Origin of the sequence: Gilliamella sp. Bif1-4 (genome assembly GCF_001690535.1) — a bacterium.
GTDB classification, from domain to species: Bacteria; Pseudomonadota; Gammaproteobacteria; order Enterobacterales; family Orbaceae; genus Gilliamella; species Gilliamella bombi.
Genome location: NZ_LZHC01000054.1, coordinates 19235 through 45582, shown reverse-complemented (window position 1 = coordinate 45582; position 26348 = coordinate 19235). Strand labels below are relative to the sequence as shown.

Annotated in this window: 23 protein-coding genes, 1 tRNA gene and 1 pseudogene; 22 read left to right on the top strand and 3 right to left on the bottom strand. The window is 35.9% G+C overall.

Annotated features, from left to right (window positions below; all coding sequences use genetic code 11):
• Nucleotides 1-152: 152 nt before the first annotated feature.
• From A9G25_RS12855 to A9G25_RS12845, 14 genes and pseudogenes are all read left to right on the top strand, one after another.
• On the top strand, nucleotides 153-317 hold the full coding sequence (locus A9G25_RS12855) for a hypothetical protein (protein WP_176701099.1): 165 nt from the start codon (nucleotides 153-155) through the stop codon (nucleotides 315-317).
• Between the two features lie 676 nt (nucleotides 318-993).
• Nucleotides 994-1557: pseudogene (gene purH / locus A9G25_RS07735) on the top strand (bifunctional phosphoribosylaminoimidazolecarboxamide formyltransferase/IMP cyclohydrolase); the annotation flags it as partial.
• Between the two features lie 40 nt (nucleotides 1558-1597).
• On the top strand, nucleotides 1598-1756 hold the full coding sequence (locus A9G25_RS12850) for a hypothetical protein (RefSeq protein WP_176701097.1): 159 nt from the start codon (nucleotides 1598-1600) through the stop codon (nucleotides 1754-1756).
• 476 nt (nucleotides 1757-2232) lie between these two features.
• The gene (gene rnr, locus A9G25_RS07730; RefSeq protein WP_065626442.1) at nucleotides 2233-4668 is read left to right on the top strand and encodes a ribonuclease R; all 2436 of its coding nucleotides are present in this window, start codon (nucleotides 2233-2235) and stop codon (nucleotides 4666-4668) included.
• A gap of 37 nt (nucleotides 4669-4705) precedes the next feature.
• On the top strand, nucleotides 4706-5458 hold the full coding sequence (gene rlmB / locus A9G25_RS07725) for a 23S rRNA (guanosine(2251)-2'-O)-methyltransferase RlmB (RefSeq protein ID WP_065626441.1): 753 nt from the start codon (nucleotides 4706-4708) through the stop codon (nucleotides 5456-5458).
• A 9-nt stretch (nucleotides 5459-5467) separates the two neighbouring features.
• Nucleotides 5468-6163, top strand: coding sequence for a LamB/YcsF family protein (locus A9G25_RS07720; protein ID WP_081297193.1), 696 nt, complete (start codon nucleotides 5468-5470; stop codon nucleotides 6161-6163).
• 165 nt (nucleotides 6164-6328) lie between these two features.
• The gene (locus A9G25_RS07715) at nucleotides 6329-7939 is read left to right on the top strand and encodes an urea amidolyase family protein (protein ID WP_065626440.1); all 1611 of its coding nucleotides are present in this window, start codon (nucleotides 6329-6331) and stop codon (nucleotides 7937-7939) included.
• A complete protein-coding gene (locus A9G25_RS07710) occupies nucleotides 7923-9680 on the top strand; it encodes an acetyl/propionyl/methylcrotonyl-CoA carboxylase subunit alpha (protein ID WP_065626439.1) in 1758 nt (585 codons plus the stop codon). The genes A9G25_RS07715 and A9G25_RS07710 overlap by 17 nt, the downstream gene beginning before the upstream one ends.
• Nucleotides 9681-9813: 133 nt before the next feature.
• Nucleotides 9814-11163, top strand: a complete 1350-nt coding sequence (locus A9G25_RS07705) for an SWIM zinc finger family protein (RefSeq protein ID WP_218057567.1) — start codon at nucleotides 9814-9816, stop codon at nucleotides 11161-11163.
• Nucleotides 11153-12292 (top strand): hypothetical protein, encoded by a 1140-nt coding sequence (locus A9G25_RS07700; protein ID WP_065626437.1) that lies wholly within the window; start codon nucleotides 11153-11155, stop codon nucleotides 12290-12292. The genes A9G25_RS07705 and A9G25_RS07700 overlap by 11 nt, the downstream gene beginning before the upstream one ends.
• Before the next feature lie 46 nt (nucleotides 12293-12338).
• Nucleotides 12339-14417, top strand: a complete 2079-nt coding sequence (locus A9G25_RS07695; protein ID WP_065626436.1) for a hypothetical protein — start codon at nucleotides 12339-12341, stop codon at nucleotides 14415-14417.
• Between the two features lie 185 nt (nucleotides 14418-14602).
• Nucleotides 14603-15859, top strand: a complete 1257-nt coding sequence (gene sstT, locus A9G25_RS07690) for a serine/threonine transporter SstT (protein ID WP_065626435.1) — start codon at nucleotides 14603-14605, stop codon at nucleotides 15857-15859.
• A gap of 206 nt (nucleotides 15860-16065) precedes the next feature.
• Complete coding sequence (locus A9G25_RS13195; protein WP_255307103.1) at nucleotides 16066-16188, top strand: hypothetical protein; 123 nt, start codon at nucleotides 16066-16068, stop codon at nucleotides 16186-16188.
• A 70-nt stretch (nucleotides 16189-16258) separates the two neighbouring features.
• Nucleotides 16259-16405: a hypothetical protein gene (locus A9G25_RS12845; RefSeq protein ID WP_176701098.1), complete on the top strand. Its 147-nt coding sequence runs from the start codon at nucleotides 16259-16261 to the stop codon at nucleotides 16403-16405.
• A 344-nt stretch (nucleotides 16406-16749) separates the two neighbouring features.
• Here the strand turns inward: A9G25_RS12845 and A9G25_RS07685 are convergent.
• Nucleotides 16750-16837, bottom strand: a tRNA-Ser gene (locus A9G25_RS07685).
• A gap of 194 nt (nucleotides 16838-17031) precedes the next feature.
• Between A9G25_RS07685 and A9G25_RS07680 the strand changes: the two genes are divergently transcribed.
• The 6 genes from A9G25_RS07680 to A9G25_RS07655 are packed head-to-tail and all read left to right on the top strand — an operon-like array spanning nucleotide 17032 to nucleotide 20546.
• A complete protein-coding gene (locus A9G25_RS07680) occupies nucleotides 17032-17349 on the top strand; it encodes a TusE/DsrC/DsvC family sulfur relay protein (protein ID WP_065626434.1) in 318 nt (105 codons plus the stop codon).
• A gap of 21 nt (nucleotides 17350-17370) precedes the next feature.
• Nucleotides 17371-17667 carry a cell division protein FtsB gene (gene ftsB / locus A9G25_RS07675; RefSeq protein ID WP_065626433.1) on the top strand — a complete coding sequence of 99 codons (297 nt, stop codon included), beginning with the start codon at nucleotides 17371-17373 and terminating at the stop codon, nucleotides 17665-17667.
• Complete coding sequence (gene ispD / locus A9G25_RS07670; protein ID WP_065626432.1) at nucleotides 17667-18380, top strand: 2-C-methyl-D-erythritol 4-phosphate cytidylyltransferase; 714 nt, start codon at nucleotides 17667-17669, stop codon at nucleotides 18378-18380. The genes ftsB and ispD overlap by 1 nt, the downstream gene beginning before the upstream one ends.
• Nucleotides 18381-18384: 4 nt before the next feature.
• The gene (gene ispF / locus A9G25_RS07665; RefSeq protein ID WP_065626431.1) at nucleotides 18385-18870 is read left to right on the top strand and encodes a 2-C-methyl-D-erythritol 2,4-cyclodiphosphate synthase; all 486 of its coding nucleotides are present in this window, start codon (nucleotides 18385-18387) and stop codon (nucleotides 18868-18870) included.
• Between the two features lie 18 nt (nucleotides 18871-18888).
• Nucleotides 18889-19914: a tRNA pseudouridine(13) synthase TruD gene (gene truD, locus A9G25_RS07660; RefSeq protein ID WP_065626430.1), complete on the top strand. Its 1026-nt coding sequence runs from the start codon at nucleotides 18889-18891 to the stop codon at nucleotides 19912-19914.
• Nucleotides 19915-19919: 5 nt separating this feature from the next.
• Complete coding sequence (locus A9G25_RS07655) at nucleotides 19920-20546, top strand: protein-L-isoaspartate(D-aspartate) O-methyltransferase (RefSeq protein WP_065626429.1); 627 nt, start codon at nucleotides 19920-19922, stop codon at nucleotides 20544-20546.
• A gap of 102 nt (nucleotides 20547-20648) precedes the next feature.
• On the opposite strand, the gene pnuC is transcribed toward A9G25_RS07655, so the two are convergent.
• The gene (pnuC, locus tag A9G25_RS07650; protein ID WP_065626428.1) at nucleotides 20649-21338 is read right to left on the bottom strand and encodes a nicotinamide riboside transporter PnuC; all 690 of its coding nucleotides are present in this window, start codon (nucleotides 21336-21338) and stop codon (nucleotides 20649-20651) included.
• A 6-nt stretch (nucleotides 21339-21344) separates the two neighbouring features.
• Entirely contained in the window at nucleotides 21345-22577 is a 1233-nt protein-coding gene (nadR, locus tag A9G25_RS07645; protein WP_065626427.1) for a multifunctional transcriptional regulator/nicotinamide-nucleotide adenylyltransferase/ribosylnicotinamide kinase NadR, read from the bottom strand.
• Nucleotides 22578-22817: 240 nt separating this feature from the next.
• Between nadR and A9G25_RS07640 the strand changes: the two genes are divergently transcribed.
• Nucleotides 22818-24404, top strand: coding sequence for a DUF4139 domain-containing protein (locus A9G25_RS07640; protein ID WP_065626426.1), 1587 nt, complete (start codon nucleotides 22818-22820; stop codon nucleotides 24402-24404).
• A 24-nt stretch (nucleotides 24405-24428) separates the two neighbouring features.
• Entirely contained in the window at nucleotides 24429-26279 is a 1851-nt protein-coding gene (recD, locus tag A9G25_RS07635) for an exodeoxyribonuclease V subunit alpha (RefSeq protein ID WP_065626425.1), read from the top strand.
• The last annotated feature ends 69 nt before the right edge of the window (nucleotides 26280-26348 follow it).

The window sequence follows — 26348 nt, the reverse complement described above, 5'->3', positions numbered from 1 at the left end:
TATGCCGTAGGTAAAAGACCTGACCAACGCAGTCTGTTTCGGCACTAATTCCGGTATTGAGTATCGAGGGGGGGGTTGGTGTCACGCCGCCATCAGATGGTAATTATTATCAACGCCGAATAGGAGCAGGATTTTTCACGGAATGGGGTCGCATGACGGTTTACTCCGCCGCAGGTTTCGACGGCAACGTCTACTGGACAAGTTATGAATCATCCGATACTAACCAGTTTACTGTTAATGCAAACGGTGGCAATATCAACATCTATAATTCCTTCCTTGATAGTAACTATGGGGTTGTATCTATTCTTAGCCCTTAAGCTGTGGCTGGATTATGAATGAATAAAAAGTGGAATGATAGCGTATTTTACAATATTGGGCGATTGTATGATTCGAATACAATAGCCCCAGTTCCGTTTTGCTTATCTTATTTTTGAAATAGCTATAATTGGCAAATCTTTAATCATTAAAACCAAATTCTGGCGAAACAAATACGGATCAGAACCAATACTCTATGAATAACGGAGATCTTTATGTTAGGAGAAGTCATGACAAACACTGAGTAAGTGTAACAAAATGGGCTAAGGAAAAGTAATTGAGGATCTATTTTATTCATTCGATAGTTATTTGGCTAAAATAAATAGTGATGAAAATGAGTATCTGTCAAATTAAATTTAAGTTAGTCAAATAACGCTATTTTGGGTTTGTTTACCATTAAGCCTTGTGAATAATAGATCAATGGTAACTATACCTATTTTAAATCGAGCAGGTATAACACTAACTATTACGTACTTGTAATCGATTCTTATAACAAAATAAAAAGAAAATTAACAAGCCCTATCTATCACAAATATATTTATTCTATAATTAACGTAATGTATTACCGTTAAACCGTTTGAATCTTTTTTAATAAGTTAATGCTAAATATCTATCTTTAATTTATATATAATGCTGGCTCAATAACTAATATTTTAGATGTCAACTTCGGAGTCCTTCATGCAGCAATTTCGTTCTATTCACCGTGCCTTGTTTAGTGTGTCAGACAAGACCGGTATTTTAGAATTTGCTAGAGCCTTATCAGAAAGAAATGTGGAACTTCTTTCGACTGGGGGGGACAGCAAAATTATTAATAAAAAACCGAATACCTGTTATTGAAGTATCAAATTACACTGGTTTTCCTAAAATGATGGATGGACGAGTTAAAACCTTACATCCTAAAATTCATGGAGCAATTTTAGAACGACGAGGTATTGATGATGATATTATGCAACAACACCAAATTGCGTCGATTTATATGGTGGTTGTTAATCTTTCCCTCTTCTCACAAACTGTTGCTAAATCAGATTATACGTTGGATGACGCGGTTAAAATATTGATATTGGTGGTCCGACAATGGTTCGATCTACTGCCAAAAATCATAAAGATGTTGCCATTGTGGTTGATTGTAGTGATTATGAAAATATCATCAGTATTATGGATAGTAACCAAAACTCTTTTTCATTTGAATATTGTTTTAACCTTGCAATTAAAACCTTTAATCGACAGCTTGATGCAGACACCGCAAAAACTATTGTCGACAAACAATTTGTAGAATTAATTATTGCCCCATCAGTTAGCCAAGAAGCTTTTAGCCATTACTCAAGCTAAAAAAATGGTTAAAAGCATCACCTTTGATAATGGAACCGAATTTAATTATCATCATGCGATTGAGCATTATTTAAATACTACCGTATACTTTGCGGAGCCTTATAAAAGCTGACAAAGAGGCACAAATGAAAACACCAATGGCTTAATACGTCAGTTTATACCTAAGTCAGCAGCTATTTCATTAGTTGACGACGAACAGATAAAGAAAATACAATATCTATTGAACTCTCGCCCAAGAAAACGGCATAAGTTTAAAAGCTCTGCCGCTTTTTATTCTAAGGAGTTAAGACGAATTGCACTTCATGGTGTAATCTAGGTTTTTTATTTGTTAAATAGATATCTAAAATAACCTAGTATTTTTATTTAGAACTAAAATGCTCAAATAAATGCAAAAATCTATTAACATTCCTTTCTACACAATGAGGGTACTTGTCTTTATCTGTGTGATTTTGATTGTCGCTATTCGCAAAAATGATATACCAATGGGTTAATAATCCATTGATTTTTGCTTATTAAATAGAATGTTGATGTTAACTTATACCACTCTATGTTATGCTAGCACTAATATTAGTCACAGGATATCCCTTTATGATAAAAGACCCATTTTTTGACCGCGAAGCTGAGAAGTATGATTCCCCAATTGCCAGTCGAGAGCTTATTTTAGATTACCTTAAGCAAGAAGCAAAGCCTGCCAGTTTAGAAAAAATTGCTCAAGCTATCGCTATTAAGAATGATGGGCAAAAAGTGGCATTGCACCGTCGCTTGCGCGCAATGGAGCGTGATGGGCAGGTGGTGTTTACGCGTCGCAAATGTTATGCCTTGCCCGAAAAGTTTGATATGGTCAAAGGTAAGGTTATTGCTCACCGTGATGGTTTTGGCTTTTTGCGGGTAGAGGGCAATACTGAAGACTATTTTTTAGCACCAGAACAGATGAAAAAGGTGTTGCAAGGCGATGTGATTTTAGCTCAGCCGATAGGTGCGCAATACCGCGGTAAAACCGAAGCTAGAGTAGTACGAATTTTAGATCCTCGTAGTAACCAAATTGTTGGCCGTTATTTTATCGAGCAAGGTGTTGGTTTTGTGGTGCCTGATGATAGCCGTTTGAACTTTGATATTTTAATAACAGGTAAACCCAATCGCACCGTGCGCATGGGGTCGGTTGTGGTGGTTGAGTTACAACAGCGGCCAGAACGCCGCCAAAAAGCGGTGGGAGTGATTAAAGAAGTACTTGGCGAAATGATGGGAACGAATTTAGCCATCGATATTGCCCTACGTAATCACGAAATCCCTTATGAATGGCCTAAAACGGTTGAAGCCGAAGTCTGTAAATTTACTGATCAAGTCCCAGAACGTGCTAAAAAAGGTCGTAAAGACTTGCGAAATTTGCCTTTAGTTACTATTGATGGCGAAGATGCACGTGATTTTGATGATGCGGTTTATTGCCAAAAAAATCGTGGTGGTGGCTATCGTTTGTGGGTTGCTATTGCTGATGTAAGTTATTATGTTTGTCCAAGCCAAGCGTTAGATAAAGAAGCTTGTTTACGAGGTACATCGGTTTACTTTCCGTCGCGAGTGGTACCTATGTTGCCCGAGGTTTTATCTAATGGACTATGTTCGTTAAATCCGCAAGTGGATCGCTTGTGTTTGGTTTGTGAAATGACGGTGTCTAATCGAGGACGTTTGACGGGGTATGAGTTTTACGAAGCGGTGATGAATTCGCATGCTCGGTTAACGTATACCAAAGTAGCTAAAATTTTAGAGGGAGATGATGAACTTCGTGAGCATTACCATGACTTGGTTCCTCATCTTGAAAATCTTTATGGACTTTATAACGTGCTTGATAAAGCACGGGTTACTCGTGGTGCGGTAGGATTTGAATCAGAAGAGCCGAAATTTGTTTTTAATGCCGATAAGCGTATTGAAAGTATTGAGCTGGCACAGCGTAATGTGGCACATAAAATTATTGAAGAGTGTATGATTTTAGCCAATGTTTCAGCGGCAAAATTAGTGATTGGTGCTCAAGTGCCATCATTATTTCGTGTACATGACAGACCCGATGAAGATCGGATGAGCAACTTGTGCAATGTATTAGGTGAACTTGGTTTATCGCTTGGTGGTGGTGGAAGTCCTAAACCTAAAGATATTGCCGAATTAATGGCAGTGGTTGAAACACGCCTCGATCATGAAATGTTGCAAACCGTGATTTTACGTTCTATGAAACAAGCTATTTATGATCCAGAAAATCGAGGGCATTTTGGTTTGGCACTTGAGGAGTATGCACATTTTACTTCGCCAATTCGTCGTTATCCTGATTTGCTTTTGCATCGTGCTATCAAATGGATTTTAGCTGATAAAAAAAATAAAACCAGTAAAACTGGGGGATATCGTTATGATACAAATGAAATGCTTTATTTTGGTGAACATTGCTCAATGACTGAAAGACGAGCTGATGAAGCCGTACGTGATGTGGTGGATTGGCTTAAATGTGATTATATGCAAGATCATGTTGGCGAAGTTTTTAACGGTACGATTTCGAGTGTGGTGAATTTTGGTTTCTTTGTTCGATTAGACGATCTATTTATTGATGGCTTAGTACATGTGTCATCGCTAGAAAATGATTATTATACGTTTGATGGTTCGCGCAATCGTTTAATTGGTGAAAATACTCGCTTTACTTATCGTTTGGGTGATAAAGTGCAAGTGAAAGTCGATAACGTCAATCCAGAAGAGCGTAAAATGGATTTTTCATTAGTGGGCAGTAATAATAAGCCAAAACGTCAGGGTAAAACGGCAAAAGATAAGTCCAAACAAGCCCAAAACGCTCAACAAGCTGATTTGCCTGTTAAGCAAAAAGACAAAAAATCAACCAGTAAAAAAAGTAGTACGAAACCAAATACTAAGCCAAGTACTAAATCAAGTACCCCAAAAAAGGCAAAATCGAGCGCTAAATCAAGCATGAAATCAACTGCTAAAGTTGAAGTGAAAGTTAAAAGTAAAAAACGTATTAAATCAAAAAACCAGTAAAAACAAATAGTTAATAAGATAAAAGAGTAACAAATAAATGAGTGAAACAGTTTATGGCCTGCATGCCATTGAAGCATTATTAGCACGTTCGCCAGAAAGAATCATTGAAGTATTTATTATTAAAGGGCGTGAAGATAAACGCCTTCTTGCCGTTGTGCGTCAATTAGAGCAACTTGGCTTGCCTGTAAAAATAGCTAATCGTCAATGGTTAGATGAAAAGTCAAAAAACGGCGTGCACCAAGGTATTTTAGCCATGGTAAAACCAAACCGAGGTTATCAAGAAAACGATATTCCGCTATTAATGGAGCAGCAACCAAACACCGTTATTTTAATTTTAGATGGCGTGACTGATCCGCACAATTTAGGTGCCTGTATTCGTACTGCTGATGCCGCTGGGGTTGATTTTATTATTGTGCCAAAAGATCGCTCCGCACCGCTGAATTCCACCGCACAAAAAGTTGCCTGTGGCGCAGCTGAAAGTGTACCGGTGGTTAGGGTAACCAATTTAGCTCGCACGATGCGAATGCTACAAGACGAATATCAAGTTTGGATTGTGGGTACCGCTGGTGAAGCATATAGAACGCTTTATCAAACAGACTTTTATAAATCATCAAAAGCGACATCACTTGCATTGGTGATGGGTGCTGAAGGTGAAGGTATGCGTCGTTTAACTAAAGAACACTGTGATGAATTAGTGAGCATCCCAATGGCAGGCATTGTGTCATCACTTAATGTGTCGGTAGCAACAGGTATTTGTTTATTTGAAATTGTTCGACAAAAACAGCTATAAAAATCTAATTTGAACGGTTGTCACTGTACAAGTTATTCAGCTATTCATGCTGGTTCGCCAGCAGGTATTTTAAAAACATTAAAAGCGGCCAAAGCCAATAATGTTGAAATTGGTGCTCATGTTGGTTATCCTGATTTAGTGGGATTTTGTCGTCGTAATATGGATGTTGCAACCGATGAGTTAACCGCTGATGTAATTTATCAGATTGGGGCAATTAAAGGGTTAGCCACATCAATCGGCACCAAAATAAGTTATGTTAAGCCACATGGCGCATTATATAACACTATTGCACACGATAAACGTCAAGCAATGGCGGTGATTGATGCGCTTTGTCTTGTTGATCCTACACTTATTTTGGTTGCGCTTGCTGGCTCAAAACTGATTGAATGGGCTAAAGAAAAGGGTTTAAACGTCGTTGCTGAAGCTTTTGCTGATAGAGCTTATCATGCTGATGGTACTTTAATCTCTCGTAAAGAGGTTGGAGCGGTATTGCATGATCCAGATTTAGTTGCCGAACGAATGCTACAACTGGTTAATGATGGTGGTGTGACTGCTATTGAAGGGCAATTTGTGAGTATTGAGGCTGGATCAATTTGTGTTCATGGCGATAGTGCTAGTGCTTTAGCGATGGCACAAAAAGTTCGAGAAAAATTACAACAAAATGGCATTAATATTGCCTCGTTTGCTAAAAGTAATAATAATTAAATGAGTTAATTTTTTGAAAAAAAATTAATTAACTTAATAAAAAAATAAAAATATGATTAGACAACACTTTACCAAGTGGGCTATAAACTTGGCCTTTAATATGACAAAACAATATAAAATATGTATTGTTAGTGATTGGATGTTGATCATATTTCGAGGTACTTAATGCGATTTTTACCCGTTAATATCGATGCGTTTATCGTAGAATTAAACAGCCTTGAGCAAACCATGGCGCTTAATGATGTGCTTCATGGTGTTATTGCTGATTGGCATATAAATGAAATAATTCCAGCGGCACGAACCCTATTAATCCGTTATAACCCCATTGTGACAAATGCCAATATACTCGTTAAGCAGATTGCTCAATTAGATATTTCGGCAAGCGTTATGCAATCTGGCGAATTGGTAACAATACCCGTTCGCTATAATGGTGAAGATTTACCTCAAGTGGCAGAATATCTAGGCATAACGGTTGCTGAAGTCATTGCAAGGCACACTGATAACGAGTATCAAGTGGCTTTTTGTGGCTTTGCACCGGGGTTTGCTTATATGGTGTCAAAAACAGCTCAGCTTAATGTACCACGTCGAAACTCGCCACGAGTCCGCATTCCAGCAGGATCGGTTGCTTTAGCAGGGGAATTTAGTAGTGTTTACCCACAAGCAAGCCCTGGTGGTTGGCAATTGATAGGCATTACAGATACGGTAGTTTGGGATATTTATCGTGATGAGCCAGCACTTTTCAAACCTGGTACTCGGGTTAATTTTATTGATGTGAGCCAATCGAAAACAACTTATCATTTACCTGCTCATTTATCAGCTGCTAAAAAACAAGATAACCTTGTTGAACAGCAACAAGATATAAAAGTATTAGCGACAGGACTACAAACTCTTTTTCAAGACAATGGTCGAATTGGACAAGCTACATTGGGCATTTCTGAATCGGGAGCGATGGATAAAAGCGCATTACATAGTGTTAATCGTGTGTTGGGTAATCCTACTAATGAACCAGTTTTAGAAATTACCCAAGGTGGTTTTAACGCCCAAATAAACAGACCTATGTTAGTTGCTGTGACGGGCGCTATATGTGAGATCACAATAACCACCATCCAAGGCGAAACCTATACCTCGCCCATGTATCAGCCAATTCAATTAGAAGCAGGTGATATTATTCGTTTAGGTAATGTAAAATGTGGCGTTCGTAGTTATTTAGCCGTACGTGGTGGTTTTCAAGTAGCACCTATTTTAACCAGCTGTGCTTTTGATACGCTTGCACAAGTAGGACCATTGCCACTAAAAGCAGGGCAAACATTAGCAATAAAGCAAACAAATGCGTTAAGATCCATTTCATTAACCGAAACCTCTGCTATCGATTACCCAACCAGTGAGGATGTGGTTGTTTTAGATATTGTACTTGGGCCACGTACTGATTGGTTTACTCAGCAATCGATAGCGCTTCTTACTTCACAGCTATGGCAAGTAACGCCAGCTTCTAACCGTATTGGATTACGCTTATCTGGTGAACAACCACTAAGTCGTGAAAAACACCAAGAATTACCGAGTGAAGGAACTTGCATCGGCGCAATCCAAATTCCTGCTAATGGGCAACCTGTGCTATTTTTGAATGATCACCCTTTAACAGGAGGTTATCCTGTTATTGGTGCAGTTTGTAATTATCATTTAGATTTGGCAGGTCAAATACCAGTCAATGCCAAAATAAAATTTAATCCGATAGGGATATTTAAAGAATTTGAAGGGAGTGATGTTGATCATGTCTGAAAATAATCAAACAATAACGCATAAAGTATTAATTGCTAACCGTGGCGAAATTGCCGTACGCATTGTGCGTGCTTGTCGTGATATGGGATTTTTATCTGTTGCGATTTATGCTGATGCCGATATTAACGCACTTCATGTACAAATGGCCGACGAAGCTTATGGACTAGCAGGCAATATGCCAAGCGAAACGTATTTAGATATTGATAAAATTATCGGTATAGTCAAAAAATCAGGAGCAACGATGGTGCACCCTGGTTATGGTTTTTTATCTGAACGTGTTGAATTTGCAAAAGCGGTGCAAGATGCAGGGTTAATTTGGGTTGGACCCAATCCCGAAACGATTGAAATATTAGGTGACAAAGTCAAAGCAAGGCAACTTGCATTGCAAGTGGGTGCGCCATTGGTTGTGGGAACAAAAGAACCAGCTAAAAACGCTAAAGAAGCGATCGAATTTGCCCATGCACATGGTTTACCTATTGCTATAAAAGCCGCATTTGGTGGCGGTGGTCGAGGTTTAAAAGTAGCTTGGCAAATGGACGAAGTAGAAGAGCTTTATCATTCAGCAGTTCGTGAAGCTACAACGGCTTTTGGTCGAGGAGAGTGTTTTATTGAACAATTTTTGCATAATCCTCGGCATGTTGAAGCACAAGTTATTGCTGATACATTAGGTAATATAGTTGTCGTTGGTACACGTGACTGTTCATTACAAAGACGTAATCAAAAATTAATTGAAGAGTCTCCAGCACCTTTTATAACAGCTCAATTAGAACAGCAAATTATTCAATCTTCGATTGATATTTGCGCTAAAGCAAACTATGTAGGCGTAGGGACAGTTGAGTTTTTACTTAGCCAAGATGGTAAGTTATCTTTTTTAGAAGTCAACACACGGTTACAAGTAGAACATCCCGTAACAGAGGAAATAACAGGCATTGATCTTGTTGTTGAACAACTGCGTATAGCTCAAGGTTTGCCGTTAAGTATTAATGAAATGCCAAAACCTAAAGCCCACGCTATTGAATTTCGTATCAATGCTGAAGATGCAGCTAACGGCTTTTTACCTGTAGCTGGTACTATTACACGTTTTGATGTACCAACAGGTCCTGGTGTACGCATAGACAGTGGGGTGATGGCTGGTTCAACAATTCCAGCAACGTTTGATTCCCTTATGGGAAAATTGATTATTGTTGGTAATAATCGACAACAAGCCATTGCTAGGGCTCGCCGTGCGTTAGCGGAATTTACAATTGAAGGGGTAGCTAGTGTGTTGCCATTTGATCGTGCGGTTATTGAACACTCAGATTTTTGTGATGATTTTAATGTGCATACGCGTTGGATTGAAACTGAATTTAGTGCAACAATAGCACCAGCCAAAAGGCAAATACCACAAAAAGAAGCAGCGTTGACACACACATTTATTGAGATTGACGGTAAACGTTGTAAACTCGGTTTACCTGCACAACTCTTTGCAGGGTTATCCTTGCAAACGGAAGCTAATTTAGATACATCTTCAAGCGTGAAAGAACAATTATCAGAATTGATTGTCCAGTCACCTGTTTCTGGTAGTCTTTTTAAATGGGTGATCAATGATAATCAAAGCGTAAACGCAGGCGATGTCATTGCTATTATGGAAGCCATGAAAATGGAAGTTCAAGTTATTGCACATCGAAATGGTGTGTTAAAACAAATACTCAAAGAAGGCAATTATGTTAACGCAGGATCACCGGTTGCAGAAATCATTTAGATAGCGTTGGTAAAACAATAAAATTTTTCATCAACAATTAGCAAAAAACATCAAATATAGACAATATATTTTGCTTATTTTATACTCATTAGCATGATATTTTGTCTATTTTAATGTGTTAGGATGATTTATATTGAGGTTTTCTCAGCAATCAAAACTTACTGATGGCGCATTAGCCTTAGCGTTATCGTCTGCTTTAACACCGGATGGAATTATTGAAAACCCTCAATTTTTTGCTGGTTATGCACTTTACCCACAGATTCTTGCTAGATCTTTACTGGTTTTAGCTGATATTACCTCGACCCGATATTTTAAACCAGTGCCGGTGTCTTTGCGTGATCCAATTTTATCTGCACAAGGAAATCAATTAAGAGCAGAGGTTTTTTCTGCCTGCAATAGTGTTTATGCCCGTTTAGATTTGTTACAACAAGGGTTTGATGGACAAATATTACGAGGTACAACCAATGTAGATATAGGTATTAGCTTAAGGCAAGCGCTAACTCAGGTTAATAATAGAGACAAACTTCATCTCAATATTGGTAATCAAGGTTTGGCTATGCGCCATATCCAAAAACAAGATAAAGATGTAATTGGAATAAAGGCCATTATTGAGCGCCCTGTTGCAATGTCGGATAGGTGGATTAGAGCACTAGGTAATGTAGCTGAAATTCATACCAAAATGGTCGCTGTTTTTACGGTAACGGGAATACAAGCACAAACCTTTATTGCAGGATTGCCAACCGTGACTAGTAAACATCAATCAAGCTGGCTAGTGCCATCTAATACTGGTATTAAATTGATGGCTCAAGGCGGTCTCGATAGTGTGTATATTTCGGGGCTACACCGGTTAAGTGCACTTAAGCGATTAATGACCAATATTAAGCGTTTAACTTTTTATCAGCTAGCAAGTGGCGAACAAGGACCCTGCATGGTTGAAGTTGAACTCGACGGTGCAAGACTTACTTTGAGCTTAACTGCACAGCCATGGCAAGGCTATTCTGGCGAAGGTGCCTTACTTGAGCTGCTTGCACCAAAACAGCAATTACAAAATGCTCAACTTGTTCAATCTATTTTACAATTTGATTCACTGATTGATCTGACTCAGCTAGCGATAAAAACAGGGTTAAATACTCAGTGCATTAATAGTTCACTGGCGTATCTGGCTATTTCAGGTAAGCTGGGTTTTGATGTACACCAGAATGGCTATTTTCATCGTCAATTGCCAGAAGATCCTAATCGACTTATCAAAGATAATCCGCGTTTAAAATCGGCCTATAAATTGATTGAATATATTGATCGAATTGATGAAAACACATGGATGGTTTGCTCAAATAACGAGGACTATCGTGTCCGTTTTGTTAGGAAGAATAGTAAATTAACAGCACAATGTACTTGCTCATGGTATCTGAATCATCAACTCAAAAAAGGGCCGTGTAAACATATTTTGGCAGTACAAATTAAGGAAAATATTTATGAATGCTAACTTAGCGAAAGCCGAAGTGATTTTTACTTCTTTGAATTGGAACAATGTCACAGCCGATAATATTTTACAACAATCGTTAGGTAGCAAAGAGCAGCAAAAGATTGCACTTTTAGGATTAAAAAGTGGCAAATGGGGTGATTATGTCAAAGTAGGCAACACTTTTGTATGGCAAGATTATGTTAAGTGTAATAAAGCATATTTAGCTTTGTACGCCATTCGGATTGGGGTATCAGTGAGCCGAGCGTTAAAGCTTGCTCATTATACTTATTCATCTTTGTTATTGCCGGTTATTATTGAACGAGGTGAAAATTACGCACAAAATTTTGTGCAACAAGCATCTGCACCAACAGATCTTGCTGTTCAGTTGGTTGATCGTTTAAATTTGGTTATTCCTAAAAATCAAAATTATATCGACGGTTGGACGTTGTATGCGGCGGTTGCTATGCGTGGTGATGATGTTGTAAAGCATTTTTACGATAAAATTCCTCCAAATATAGCTCAATGTCAGCGTCGATTTGTCGAACATATTCATATTGCTATAGCGATCAATACACCTGCTACACGGTCATTTATCGAGGTGTTTTGCTTGGGGGTAACATTAGGTTGGCTTGACCGAGAGCAAGCAAAAGAGTTACTTTTTTTGGCTTTAGATATCGCTATTCGTCCTATAGATCGTAAAGTATGGTTAGATACACTTTATGATTTAGGTATTACCGATGCTGAATTGTGCCAGCGAGTACCTGCTTTAATTCCATTACTAGCCATGGGTGAATCTGCAATAATTAATCGATTAGCACCTGTTTTAATTCCCTTTGTTGATGATGAATTATTAATCGAAGTGATGACGGCATGTTTATCATCTAAAATAAAATCGGTCAAAAAATTAGTGTTAAAGATAGCCCTAAATCGCAAAGCGCCCCAAAATACTGATTTGTTTATGCCTTTGTTAAATCTATTACTTGACCAAACTGATGAATCAATTGTGGCTTTAACTAGCAAGCTAATTACACAGTGGCATATTGATGATCATACCGTACAATCTAATTCCTCCGAATTACAACAACTTTGGCAACCAACACCGTCACTTTGGCAATTACCGCCTTTTGAATTAGAGCCTATTATTAACTGAGTTAGCCTCTGAATTAGTAAAAAGAAACATATCTGGTCATGATAGTGTGACGGAAAGATTTCTAGCTGTAGCCAATATTATTGCTTATCACGATCCTCAAGCAGCAAAAGCGAGTTTAGCGGGTATAAAATTGCGGGTTGATCAGCTTCTTGGTTTTCTATTTTATTGGCGTAAAGGCGAAGAGATTCCGTATCATAAATATTTGTCTGATTTATTAACAGCACGCGATTATATTGTTTGTAAAAACTTAGGCAAAATACCTTGTTTACTGTCGACACCAAGCATGAGTGATCTTTCAATAACAGTGGATGATCTTAGTCAACGATTAGCGATTTATCAACAGTTGAAAATTGATGCATTAGAGGCGGATCTGTTTTTAGCCTTGACTCGTCTTGATGTTTCGACACAAACATCATCAACGATAGAAAAACTCAAGAAGTTAAATGTTGCAGTCGTTTTGCAATCAGGACAAAAAATGCCAATTGATGCTGGTTCTTTAGTATTACAGTATCTGGACGATCCAGTAATCGAACCTAAATTAGCGTTAAATACTTATATTGAAGACGTACTGTCCCTTCCACAATCATTAAATTATTTTCCTAAACGTATTGGAAATAACGGGTTTACAAAAATTCTTGCTATTTTCCCGTTATGGAACGATAGTGCAATACCGTCAGATATTGATTGGGCAACATATTACCATCAAGGTTTTGAGTTCCAGCAAATTGTTAACAGGCGTTCTCCTTTTGATTCACGTTCTGCAATAGCATTGTTAGCTATGCAACGCGCAAATTCGCCTTATGTGGCTGGCAATATGGCTCAAGCAGTAAATGATGCATGGCAAAGAGGTTTGCTTATTCCAGGTGTGGCGGATGTTTTGTTACTGGAGCGATTTAGTCAGGTTCCTTGTCGTATAGCTAGTTTAGTGGCGGTATTAACTGATATTGCAAAACAAGGCATTCTTTCGGTGGTTTGGCCTATTTTGGATCAATTAATCATCGCATCATGTAAAGCGCCGAGACTGTTATCTGGCACGCTTGAAACTGTTGATGCGATAGCTGAATTTTTACCAGAAGTGCAATATGCTGTCGATCAAGGCATAGCCGATGCCAATCAATTGCAATTACTTGGCATCAAAATGTTAGCCAGTAAAGAAGGTAGTGCTAATGCGATTAAGAAAGCAAAAGCCATAGTTGAAAAACTACCTAAAATCACCCCTTTAAAACAAGACGTATCGATGCGAGCTCCTGATGATTTTGACCAAGTATGGTCAAAACCGCAAAAGGCTAAAGTTGTGCCTGAAGATAATGTTTCAATTACTATTAGTAAGCCTGTAATAGATCAATCATCACGCTTTTCTAAAGCATTGGTTAAATCGTTAATGTTTACTTTAAAACTACCCAATGTGTCTAACCAAGTTTTTCACATAGTAAAAAATGATTGGTATTATGATTTAGAATACGAATTCCAATGCGAAGCTTACCCAGCATTATCAAAAGATCAACAAGCTATACCTAATTTTCAATCAAGTGTTTGGTTACATTGGTGTATTAACAAACAGTTACTTGTTGTTGAAAAAACACGTAATTGGCAAGAAAATAACGATGGGCCATTATCAAGTATAGATAATTTGATTTTTTTAAACACAGATAATCTGATTTTTTCAAAATCGTTAGTGACAGTGATTATCGGATTATTGGCTCAAGACAGTGATACTTATAAAGCAAATTTTATTTTTGAAAAAAATGTTAAAAAAGGAATCATTGATGCAGATACCATGCGTAAAGCTATTATCTTGTTTCTCGATTATCCTGATCTAAGCCCCGCTAAATTAATTCGATTACTAGAAAAAAAGCCAAGTTTATTGCCAATATTTTGTTCAGTATTAATTGAATGCATTAAGTTTGTTGGAAATCTAGTAAAACAAGGTGAAAAAATACCTGCTTGGATCAATCGGATTTTAGATATGTCATTAACCTATGCCCCTTATTTGAAAGAGGCAACTAGGCGCAGTTATCTAACTGAACCTGATTCTCAATGGCAAGGCTTAGCGGATATTGCCCAAGCAAAAGCAAAATCAGTAGCAGTGAACAAAGCAAAACAACTACTTGAATTACTTAAGTAAGATGGTTATTTTTGGGAAATGATTAGAACACTTAAAATAGGTCTAATATAAAAGTAATAAATAATTAAATTTAATCATCATGTAATGTAATATATAAAAAAACATTATAATGATGATTATTTTCTATAAACGCAATGTTGAATTATGTTATTGTTTTACCTTTATTTTAATAAGAAAGGAATATTATGACTCATTCTTCACATCCTTTGGTTCGTTTTTACTTAAAAGTAGGGTTGATACGGCAGATCTTATGGGGCTTAATATTTGGTATTATTCTCGCTGCGGTGTCGAAAGATACCGCATTAGCGATGTCTCTTATAGGTGGGCTATTTATTAATGCTTTGAAATCAGTTGCTCCTGTACTTGTGCTCATTTTAGTGATTGCATCGATATCGAATCATCAACATGGCAAACAAGCCAATATGAGACCGTTAATTACTCTTTATTTTGCCGGAATGATGTTAGCCGCATTATTAGCAACCATTGCTAGTTTTTTATTCCCATCACAGATTTCATTTGGTGATACGTTAAATAACCTTGAATTTACACCGCCTAGTGGTATTGCTGCTGTTTTAAAAACCTTATTAGAAAAAATGATCGACAATCCGATAAATGCACTAATTAATGCAAATTATATTGGGCTTATCATTTGGGGGGCTGGTATCGGTTTGGCATTAAGACACGCTAGCCAAAGTACTAAAACAATGATGAATGATCTGTCTTATGCTATTTCTTTTATTGTAAGAGTTATTATCCGATTTGCTCCTTTAGGGGTATTTGGATTAGTGGCCTCAACGCTAGCTGAAACAGGTTTTGGTGAATTACTGAAATATGCACATCTATTGGTTGTGTTAGTTTCTTGTATGCTGTTTGTTGCATTGGTGATTAATCCATTATTAGCTTATTTAGTTATGCACAAAAACCCTTATCCATTAGTATTTACCTCTTTAAAAGAGAGTGCGATCCCAGCCTTCTTTACCCGAAGTTCAGCAGCAAATATTCCCGTTAATATGGAGATCTGTAAAAAATATAAAATGGATGAAGATACTTATTCGGTTGCAGTACCGTTAGGCGCTGCAATTAATATGTCAGGTGCTGCCGTTACTATAACAGTTTTAACTCTAGCCACCGTCAACTCAATGCCAGCTAGTGCTGGTATACATGTTGATATCTATTCTGCGGTATTACTTTGTATTGTAACTTCAGTATGTGCTTGTGGGGCATCAGGGATTGCGGGTGGATCGTTACTGCTTATTCCTGTCGCTTGTAGTATGTTTGGTATACCAAACGAAATTTCAGCTAAAGTGATTGGCATTGGAATTGCAATTGGCGTTATTCAAGATTCGGTTGAAACCGCATTGAACTCATCAAGTGATGTTGTGTATATTGGTGCGGTTTCATCAGCCGCGCAGAAAAAGCAAAATAATACGACTAAAAATTAAGTATTCAAGCCTTAATTGGTAACTCTGATTTATAACTGAGCATGGTAATTTGTTATTATCAGCTCAGTCTTTATTTATTCCTCACAACCAAACATATCACATTGCTTTTTCTTGAATGGCTCTTTATTATTGAAAAAATATCTAATATTTAAGTGATTTCTTATATTATTTAGATGTTCTGGTACTATACGTGATGGGGAGACACTATGTCATTTAATGCCATTGTTTTATCGAAAGAAGAAAAAACGGGGTTTTCATGCTCCTTAAAGAGTATTAGTAAACAGCAGTTATTAGCGCAAGAAGGTGATAACTTAATCCAAGTAGCCTAAAACCCCTGAACAAGTTAATTAATGTTTAAAGCGTAATAGGATTGATGAGAGCAACTACGGAGAATTTTTTTTGGATTATGAATCAAAAATTAGTAGCGTATCAGATTATATTTCAGAATATATTAATATTAATGAACTTAACTATTTGGCTTGTAAACTACAAGAACTTAGTGTTGATGATATTAAAATTTACGAAGCAGTGATTCTGCTTGGTTGATCTGTTCAATTACTCTCAGAACTCATCAATTTAGTGGATAATCTAGAGTACTTTGAATGTTTTTATAATATAAAGGATGAATATGATTTAGGCTATTATTGGATCGCTGAAAGTGGGTGTTATCGCTTAGAAGAACTAGGAATCTAAAAAAATACTTTATTTTAAGCGCAATAATCATGAAGTACGTAAACCATGTATGCAAAAATCTATGGAGTATGCTAGCATTTTATTTGAATGGTTAAAAAACACTCAAAGTTCTGCATCATGTATTAATCAACTTCCAAAAATTTCTACTCATCAATAAGTACTTAGATATATAAGAAATAGATATAATTAGGGTAGGATGGCGGAAGCGCAGAGATTCGAACTCTGGGAGGGTCGCCCCTCGCCGGTTTTCAAGACCGGTGCTTTCAACCGCTCAGCCACACTTCCGCAATGGCTGTGAATATTAAAGTAGACTTACTTATTTGTAAATAGCTATTTTAATTTTTTTTATCGTTTGCTTTAAATTTCATCAATTTTTGAAGAAATTAAGCAAACAATAACGTATTCGCCTGCAAAATTAGTGTTGGATTTTGATTAATTGAGTATAATACAACGCAAATAAAATAACGTACTTTAAAAAAATGTTAGAGCAGATAGAAACTGATGAGAAAGGCTATTTAAAAAATTGGCAGGATTGGACTGTTGATTTAGTTCCAGAATTGGCAGCCAAAGAGTCCATTGAATTAACCAATGCACATTGGGAGGTTATCTTATTTGTTCGTGATTTTTACTTAGAATATAAAACATCACCAGCTATTCGAGCTTTAGTCAAAGCAATGGAAAAAAAGTTTGGTGTAGAAAAGGGTAATAGCCGTTATTTGTATAAATTATTTCCAGACGGTCCTGCTAAACAAGCAACTAAACTTGCAGGTTTACCAAAACCAGTTAAATGTATATAGATAAAGGATAATACTAAATTCATGAGAAGATGGAAGCTACCTTTATTGCTATTGGCTGTACTGGGTTATCTGCAATATTCTTTATGGTATGGCAAAAATAATGTGTACGATTATCAAAATAATGTAGAAATGTTAGTCAGTTTGCGTGCCGATAATGAGAAGTTAAAGGCTCGTAACGAACAGATGTTTGCTGAAATTAATGATTTGCAACGTGGCTATGAAGCAATAGAAGAGCGTGCTCGTAGTCATTTAGGCATGGTTAAACCTAATGAATATTTTTATCGAATTATAATTGATTCGGATACTAAAAAACGATAATGCATAACTTGAATAATCTTAATGATATCATCGCTATTGTACCGGCAGCAGGAGTTGGTTGCCGTATGAATAGCCAAATCCCCAAACAATATCTAAAAGTTGGTTCGAAGACTATTTTAGAACATACTCTAAATAAATTATTAACGCATCCTCAAATCACTCAAGTCATTGTTGTGATTAGTTCAGAAGATAATATATTTAATACTCTTTCAATTGCTCAGCACGATAAGATTAAAGTTGCTTTAGGTGGCAAAACTCGAGCTGATTCTGTTTTAGCCGGATTAAAATTGCTGAATGATGAACAGTGGGCTTTAGTTCATGATGCGGCAAGACCTTGTGTGAATCATTGTGATATTACTCGCCTGATTGAAACGGTAATAAATAAAAAACAAGGCGGTATATTAGCTACTCGTGTTAGTGATACGATTAAGCGAGCTTGTCAAAATAATGATACCATTATTGATTATTCTGAAGATCGGACTTATTTATGGGGCGCTGCCACTCCTCAACTGTTTAATGCTGGCGAACTAAAATCATGTTTGCAACAAGCTCTTAATGATCATGTTGCTATCACTGACGAAGCTTCAGCCATTGAGTATTGTGGTGGGCATCCTTTATTAATTGAGTGTCGTGGGGATAATATAAAAATAACCCATCCTGAAGATTTAGCATTGGCTACTTTTTATTTAACTAAGCAGATTCCAAATAGGTAAAAGTATGAGAATAGGTCATGGATTTGATGTTCATAAGTTTGGTGGAGAGGGTCCTATAACTCTTGCTGGGGTAAAAATTCCTTATCAATATGGCCTTGTTGCTCACTCTGATGGTGATGTTGTGTTACATGCAATAACCGATGCTTTAATTGGCGCATTGGCATTAGGTGACATCGGTAAGCTATTTTCTGATACAGATCCTAAATATAAGGGTATAGATAGTCGAATATTATTGAAAGATGTGTATACCCTTGTTCAAGCTAAAGGTTATGAATTAGTTAATTTAGATACTACTATCATTGCTCAAGAACCTAAAATGCGACCGCATGTTGATCAAATGCGAGTTAATATAGCAGAAGATCTGAAAGTTCATTTTGATCAAATTAGTGTAAAAGCAACAACAACTGAACAATTAGGCTTTACTGGGCGTAAAGAAGGCATTGCTTGCCAAGCGATAGTTTTATTAAGTAAAAAATCCGAAACAGTTTAAATTATACAATAGGCAATAATAGTGTTAGCACAACTTAATTATTTATATGGCAAACCGACCACTAAAGGGCAATACAAGCAACAACACGAAGATTTTAATGTGACAGAAGATCTTGGCTTTGAGTTGACAGGTGAAGGTGAACATGTTTTAGTTTTTTTGCAAAAACGAGATTGTAATACCATTTTCGTGGCTGAGCAGTTGGCTAAATATGTGGGTATTTCAACCAAGCTAGTAAGTTATGCCGGGTTGAAAGATCGCCAAGCTGTGACTGAGCAGTGGTTCAGTTTACATATGCCAGGTCAACAAACTCCAGACTTTTCGGCATTTAATTTGGCGGGTTGTAAAATATTAAAAATCACGCGGCATAATAAAAAATTAAAAATTGGTGCATTAAAAGGTAATTATTTTAAAATTATTTTAAAATCGTTAAATAGCCAATCTGAAATTGAATCTAAATTAATATTAATTAAACAGCATGGTGTGCCTAATTATTTTGGTGAGCAGCGTTTTGGTCATGATGAAAATAATATTGCTCAGGCTATAAAATGGGCCAATGGCAAAATTTCGGTTAAGGATCGAAAAAAACGTAGCTTTTATCTTTCTGCGGCGCGAAGTGCGATTTTTAATAATATTGTCAGTCAGCGCATTATCCAAAGTTTGCATCAAACCGTGCTCAATGGCGATATATTACAATTAGCGCATCGTGGTAGCTGGTTTGTAGCTCAAGCAGACGAACTAGTTCAGTTACAAATGCGTTTAGAACAGGGTGAGATCAATATTACTGCACCAATGTTGGGTGATTCACCGCTAGGTACATTATTTGATGCGCTAGAGTTTGAGCAAAAATGTTTAGAAAGTTGGTCTGAATTTAATGAGCTATTTAAAAAAGAGCGAGTAGAAACAGCAAGACGGTCAATATTGTTACGAGCAGAGCAGCTTAATTGGCAATGGTTAGATGAGCATAGTCTCGAACTAAATTTTTATTTGCCATCAGGTTGTTATGCAACAAGTGTGATACGTGAACTAATAATAGAAAATGAGTAGCCCAAATGCAAAATCTAAAAATGCAATCCCTAATTGAATTCTTACGGCAACAAGGAATAAAAGACGAACGTGTTTTGGATGCTATTGCGTCAGTTCCTCGTGAACATTTTGTTGATGAAGCGCTTTCGCATCAAGCTTACGATAATCGTCCATTGCCAATAGGAAGTGGTCAAACTATCTCTCAGCCTTATATCGTAGCAAAGATGACTGAACTATTAAAATTAGAGCCTAATTCAAAAGTACTTGAAATAGGAACAGGGTCGGGATATCAAACGGCTGTTTTAGCAAAGTTAGTCGACAATGTTTGCTCAGTAGAACGAATAAAAAGTCTACAATGGAATACCAAACGTCGTTTAAAGCAACTTGATATTCATAACATTGCAACGCGCCATGGTGATGGTTGGTTAGGTTGGCCTGAGCGTGGACCATTTGATGGCATCATTGTTACTGCTGCTGCATCTGAAGTGCCACAAAGCTTACTAGAACAGTTAGCCGATAAAGGACGTTTAGTTATTCCTGTTGGCGAAAATAAACAGGTTTTACAATTAATTGAGCGTGATGGAGATAATTTTGTAGCTAAAAATATGGGCGAGGTTATATTCGTGCCTTTGGTTAAAGGGGATGTTGAATAATTAGACTGCATCTCAAATAAAAAATAGAAAATAAAGCACTTATTTTCTATTTTTATACTTAAACACAGTCTTTCCTGAAACTTTTTAACAAAATTGGGATATTTACGCTTTTTGTTCAGAGCGTTTCCATTCACAAATTCCATAAATGGCATTAAATAGATAAATTAAATATTGTGTTGCGATAATGATATTGTCGGTATAGATATTTAAACCAATTACCAGTACATTTAATATAACCCATAAATACCAGTTAAACGCATATCGCATCATCAATAATAATTGAGCAACAATACCTAAACCAAATATAAAACAGTTAGTTATTAGCTGGTAGGTTGTATTAGTTGCACCAATTTTATCCGTTAAATAAATATTAATAAAAGCGGCAATAATAAGAAATACGATTGTATATAAAAATGCGGTTTCATTGAGTGAACGAACTTTAACATTTTTATTATTATCAAGGTTCTTTTGCCAAGTGAATAAACCATAGATGTGTGAACAAAAATAGTAGACTGGCGGTAGTCCTGCACCAATATTACCTCCAAGAACATTAGCACAACATTCTGCAACTACGGCAAACATACCTAATACATTCCCCATGTTTTTGCGTTTTGCTAATAAGATGACACATAGCAGACCGCAAAAAGCGCCTATGTAAGAAGTAGCATAGCGTAAATCAAATTCAGTAAATGGGTCAGTGTATAAAAATGCTAGTGTTACACATAATATACAAAAAAATGGATAGAATTTATTACGTCCAATTAAAATGGCAAGATTGCTTAATTTATTCATAATTTATTACTCTTCATCATTAATAAGTTGATTAACTAGTTCAATACAGCGTAAATAACGTTCTTCATAATCGGGCGATTCTATTTCTATATATTTGATATTATTTTTTTTTAATAACGTTATTAATAGTTTTTGAAAATCTTTACGTTGTTTTGGACTGCCTAAATGACGTAAACCATCAGAGACCCATGGCGTGTTATTGCCGAGTAAAATTACTAAATCAAAACGATAGTTATTGATCATAGCTTGTAAAAATGGATGTTCTTTACCTTCATATTTTTTACAAAAAGCTTGAGTTGTCACAAAATCGGTATCAATAAACGAAACTTTATTGGCATGTTTTATGGCAAAATCGATATATTGTGCATGCCCTAATGCGATTTTATCGTAGTCAGCATACTGTAATGCGCGTTCGTCCCCGCCAAGTTGAGAAAATACATAATCCCGACCATATTCCCATGCACTGGTTGTATTAAATACGTTTGCTAGTTTATTAACTAAAGTTGATTTACCACTAGATTCGCCCCCTAAAATGGCAACGGTTCTAACAAAAAATGGTCTAACTTCGGTTGGAATGTATTGCCAGTTTTTCAGCGGTGCTTGACGGATTTGAGTGCCACTTATTTGCATAAATTGCCGTTTTGGATCAATTAAGACAGTTTCTAGATCAAACAAATCTTTATACATAGCGACATCTTGCGGTTCACTTGAGTAAACGTAATCTGGTTTTATGCCTTTTTCTTGAAATAGTTTTTTTACTCGTTCACTCCACTCATGCCAACCATTCGGGTAAGCTGGAATGCCGTCTTCTTCTAATAATTCAATGTGGATATTTTTTTGATATTTAAAAGTTTGCAGTAGCCAGCGAATTCTATCATTAATAGTTGGTTGGCGAGACATAGCACTTTGTTTGAAAAGTGCTTCGTCGCGTTGAGTATCAGAGCAAAGAATAACATATAACTCATCAACCTGACTAATTGCTCGCTGAATAAGATAAATATGCCCAGTATGTAAAGGATAAAATTTGCCAAAAATCACACCCACTTTTTTATTTTCGGATGGTTCTTCGATTTGTAAATATTGATGGAGTGATTGTAATTTTTGTGCACTCGGATTTTTAATTTTATCATTAATGAGTTGACTAAGATAACCTTTAGTCATTTGGCAAGCATCGGCTACAGTCTGTAAAGATATATTCTTACGTTTGATTGCTTTTTTTATATAACTGAAGTTACTCATAGAGTCTCCTTATTTTGTTTTTTATTTTAAACATAAATATAAGTTATTTTTGTTTTTTGTTCAATATATTAAACAAAAAATAATTTATTTTTTTTACAATTATGCTAAAATAAATAACAATTAAATAGATAGAATAACGACTCTATTACCATTGATTGTGTTAGAGATGCATGTGTCATTCTACTTATAATATAAATATCATCAGATATTTAGGAATTAACTTCGTTTTAAAGGGACTATATGAAAATTCAGAAATTAGCTTTTTTAATTGCATTTGCTTCTAGCAGTGTTTTTGCAAACAATAATGTAACACTTAATAAAGTAACGCTTTTTTTGCAAGGTGCAGAATTACAAGGGCAATCAACAGTATCATTGACCAAAGGTGAAAATGAAATTTTATTGACTGGAATTGCTGATGGTGTCAAAGCTAATTCAATTAATGTGGGATTTGGTAATGATGCTAATGTGAAAGTATTGTCAACGTTATTAGATGATAGTTATGAAGGTGATAATAAAGAAAGTGAAGATATTAAGCCTTTACTTAATGAGTTAAGACAGTTAGAACAAAAATTTGATACCACTGAAGTGCAATTAAAAGCCGTATCTGAACAAGTTAACCTTTTACAAGGCAATCGCTTGGATCAATTGGTTAAAAATGCAAATGATAATTTGAGTGAAATGAAAAATACTTTGGATTTTGTTAAGAGTAATTTAGTTTCGATATTAAACGAACAGAACAGACTCCAAAAAGAAGTCAATCAAATAGAAGAGCAAATAGCACAATGCCAAGGTAAGATCGATAAACAGAAAGCTTTGATAAAAAATACAACCAATGCAATTATCGTGAAAATTTATTCTGATAAAGATGTTACACTGCCAGTTACCTTGTCCTATGTTACGAATAAAGCTGGTTGGGCACCGATTTATGATGTGCGTGTTGCTGATGTCAGTGCTCCGTTACAACTAACATATAAAGCCGATATTTATCAAAATAGTGGTTTAGATTGGCAAAATGTCGATTTCAATTTGTCAACTTCTAAGCCAAGTGAAGGCATAACTGCTCCAGATTTAAAGCCTTGGTATATTGACATGTATACTGAAAAAGGTGGGTTCTTTTTCTCTAAGAGAGAGAAAGATTACGATGACATCAGTGCAAGAAAGTCAAGATCAGTTTACGCTAATGATGATAATACATTAACCAATACATTGGGTATTAATACTCGCTTTGAGGTTAAATTACCTTATACCATTAAATCCAATAGTAAGAATAATATCCTCACATTACAAAATAAAGAAGTGGAGGCAAAATATCATTATATTGCTATTCCTAAATTAGATAACAGTGTGTACTTACAAGCTCAAATTATTGATTGGGATAAGCTTAATCTTTTACCAGGAAGATCGACAGTCTTTTTTAATGGTAATTATGTTGGCGAAAGCTTTATTACCACTAAAAATTTAAAAGAGACTCTCGATATATCTTTAGGAAAAGATAAAAATATTTTTATTTCACGTGACCGTAATGTTAATGAAACATCAAAACCTTCGTTATTTGGTAGTGATATTTCGCAAAAATATGCTTATACCATTGATGTGAAAAATGCCAAAACACTGCCTATTGATATTGTTGTTTATGATCAACTACCAATGATAGTCAATAAATTAGTTTCACTTGATGATATAAAATATGACGGTGCAAACTACAATAAAGAAACAGGCCAATTAGTATGGAAATTTAAGTTAAATCCAAGTGAAAATAAAAACCTTAACTTAAGTTTTAAACTGACTTATCCAAAAGATAAAGTTAACGATATAATTGGTTTATAAATAAGTTAATAACAGAAATAGAATATGTTAAACGAGTGGTTAAACCAATTTAAACAAGATAGCCAAAGTAGTTTGCTTGATATTCATTTGGCAATGTTTTTAACGAATAAAGCAAAGTTAAATGATGATATGACTATTAAACGATTTAGTTTTTTAGTTATGTCGCTAAGTAAAGAGGTAAGATCTGGTCATGTTTGTCTTGATCTTACTTATTTAGATGAGTTAACGATTGGATCACAGCTTTGGTTACAGTTAGATTCGCCAAATTTGCAAGATTGGAAAATTGCTCTTGGGCAAGCTTATAATAGCCAGGTTGTGAGTGATGGAACAAATTTGTCTCCGCTTATTTTTATTGAAAATAAACTTTATTTTCAAAGGATGTGGTTAGATGAAAAAAATGTAGCTAAGTATTTCAATCATACAGCTTTGGATAAAGAACTTAGCTACAATACTGATTTAACCGCTGTACTTAACCAACTTTTTATTCAAAATCAACCCGAAATCGATTGGCAAAAGGTAGCAGTTGCTGCTGCGTTAACGCGCAAGGTTACGATTATTTCTGGTGGGCCAGGTACGGGTAAAACAACCACTGTTGCTAAAATTTTAGTCGGAATTTTACTAACTAATCCTAATGCTCGAATTATTACATCAGCACCGACCGGCAAAGCAGCATCAAGATTAACCGAATCACTGAGTCACACAATTGAGCAACTCGCCTTTACATCATTAAATATAAAGACAGAAGCGATTACCTTACATCGCTTATTAGGTGCGAAGCCAGATAATCGCTCATTCAAGTATGATAAGCATAATCCATTGCATGTCGATGTGTTAGTCGTTGATGAAGCTTCAATGGTTGATTTAAATATGATGGCAAGAGTCATTGAAGCATTACCTTTCTCTGCACGTTTAATTTTACTTGGTGATAAAGATCAGCTTTCATCAGTTGAAGCTGGCGCAGTATTTGGTGACCTTTGTACCTTTATTACGCATGGTTATAGTAAACCACGAGCAAAAGAGCTAAGCCAATTAACCGGTTATGATGTGCCAACTTGCGAGCAAACAGCAACAATTACTGACAGTATTTGCTTATTACAAAAAAGTTATCGTTTTAACGAATCATCTGGTATCGGCTTGTTGGCTAATGCAGTTAAAGCTGGGTGCTCAACAACTGCTAAAAAATTATTATTAGATGGATCATTGAGTGATATCCAGTATCACGCTCTTTCTTCCCAACAGGCTTATGAAGATGTTTTACATGATAGTATTAATCATTATAAACATTATTTAAATGTGATTAAACAAAATGGAATTAATGATATAGCTTTAGTCTTAGCTAAATTTGCTGAATATCGCTTACTTTGTGCTGTCAGAGAAGGACATTTTGGTGTAGAAGGTTTAAATAAACAAATTGAGTTACTTTTGGCCAAAAACAAATTAATTTATTTGAAAAATAAAGAAGCATGGTATGTTGGTCGACCCATCATGATATTACGTAATAGTGCTTCATTAGGTTTATATAATGGTGATATTGGCATTACATTAAAAGCTGAGCATGATAGTTCAAAATTACGTGTTTATTTCTCTTTTCCTGATGGATCTATTAAAGGATTTTCCCCATTTCGATTACCCGAACATGAAACGGCTTACGCAATGACAATCCATAAATCACAAGGTTCAGAATTCGATGATGTAAATATTATCTTACCAACTGATAATTCGCCGTTGCTTAATCGTGCTTTACTTTATACTGCCATTACTCGTGCTAAAAAAACGGTTTCAATTTATGCGACTGAAGCTATCTTGTTACAAGCAATTAAATCACAAACGAAAAGACATAGTGGTTTAGTCAGTTTATTGCAAAATAATAGCTGATTTTATTTTGATAAGCATATTTGAGCTTATTTTTAAAAGATGATATGTATTTTAAGGAAAAAATAATAA

What these genes read in the sequence shown, in the direction of transcription:
- nadR (WP_065626427.1), bottom strand. Translation starts at nt 22,577, where the DNA reads ATGAGTAACTTCAGTTATATAAAAAAAGCAATCAAACGTAAGAATATA.
- A9G25_RS07640 (WP_065626426.1), top strand. Translation starts at nt 22,818, where the DNA reads ATGAAAATTCAGAAATTAGCTTTTTTAATTGCATTTGCTTCTAGCAGT.
- A9G25_RS07710 (WP_065626439.1), top strand. Translation starts at nt 7,923, where the DNA reads ATGTTGATCATGTCTGAAAATAATCAAACAATAACGCATAAAGTATTA.
- A9G25_RS07700 (WP_065626437.1), top strand. Translation starts at nt 11,153, where the DNA reads ATGAATGCTAACTTAGCGAAAGCCGAAGTGATTTTTACTTCTTTGAAT.
- A9G25_RS07715 (WP_065626440.1), top strand. Translation starts at nt 6,329, where the DNA reads ATGCGATTTTTACCCGTTAATATCGATGCGTTTATCGTAGAATTAAAC.
- A9G25_RS12855 (WP_176701099.1), top strand. Translation starts at nt 153, where the DNA reads ATGACGGTTTACTCCGCCGCAGGTTTCGACGGCAACGTCTACTGGACA.
- A9G25_RS07655 (WP_065626429.1), top strand. Translation starts at nt 19,920, where the DNA reads ATGCAAAATCTAAAAATGCAATCCCTAATTGAATTCTTACGGCAACAA.
- A9G25_RS07680 (WP_065626434.1), top strand. Translation starts at nt 17,032, where the DNA reads ATGTTAGAGCAGATAGAAACTGATGAGAAAGGCTATTTAAAAAATTGG.
- sstT (WP_065626435.1), top strand. Translation starts at nt 14,603, where the DNA reads ATGACTCATTCTTCACATCCTTTGGTTCGTTTTTACTTAAAAGTAGGG.
- ftsB (WP_065626433.1), top strand. Translation starts at nt 17,371, where the DNA reads ATGAGAAGATGGAAGCTACCTTTATTGCTATTGGCTGTACTGGGTTAT.
- recD (WP_065626425.1), top strand. Translation starts at nt 24,429, where the DNA reads ATGTTAAACGAGTGGTTAAACCAATTTAAACAAGATAGCCAAAGTAGT.
- pnuC (WP_065626428.1), bottom strand. Translation starts at nt 21,338, where the DNA reads ATGAATAAATTAAGCAATCTTGCCATTTTAATTGGACGTAATAAATTC.
- rnr (WP_065626442.1), top strand. Translation starts at nt 2,233, where the DNA reads ATGATAAAAGACCCATTTTTTGACCGCGAAGCTGAGAAGTATGATTCC.
- rlmB (WP_065626441.1), top strand. Translation starts at nt 4,706, where the DNA reads ATGAGTGAAACAGTTTATGGCCTGCATGCCATTGAAGCATTATTAGCA.
- ispF (WP_065626431.1), top strand. Translation starts at nt 18,385, where the DNA reads ATGAGAATAGGTCATGGATTTGATGTTCATAAGTTTGGTGGAGAGGGT.
- ispD (WP_065626432.1), top strand. Translation starts at nt 17,667, where the DNA reads ATGCATAACTTGAATAATCTTAATGATATCATCGCTATTGTACCGGCA.
- A9G25_RS13195 (WP_255307103.1), top strand. Translation starts at nt 16,066, where the DNA reads ATGTCATTTAATGCCATTGTTTTATCGAAAGAAGAAAAAACGGGGTTT.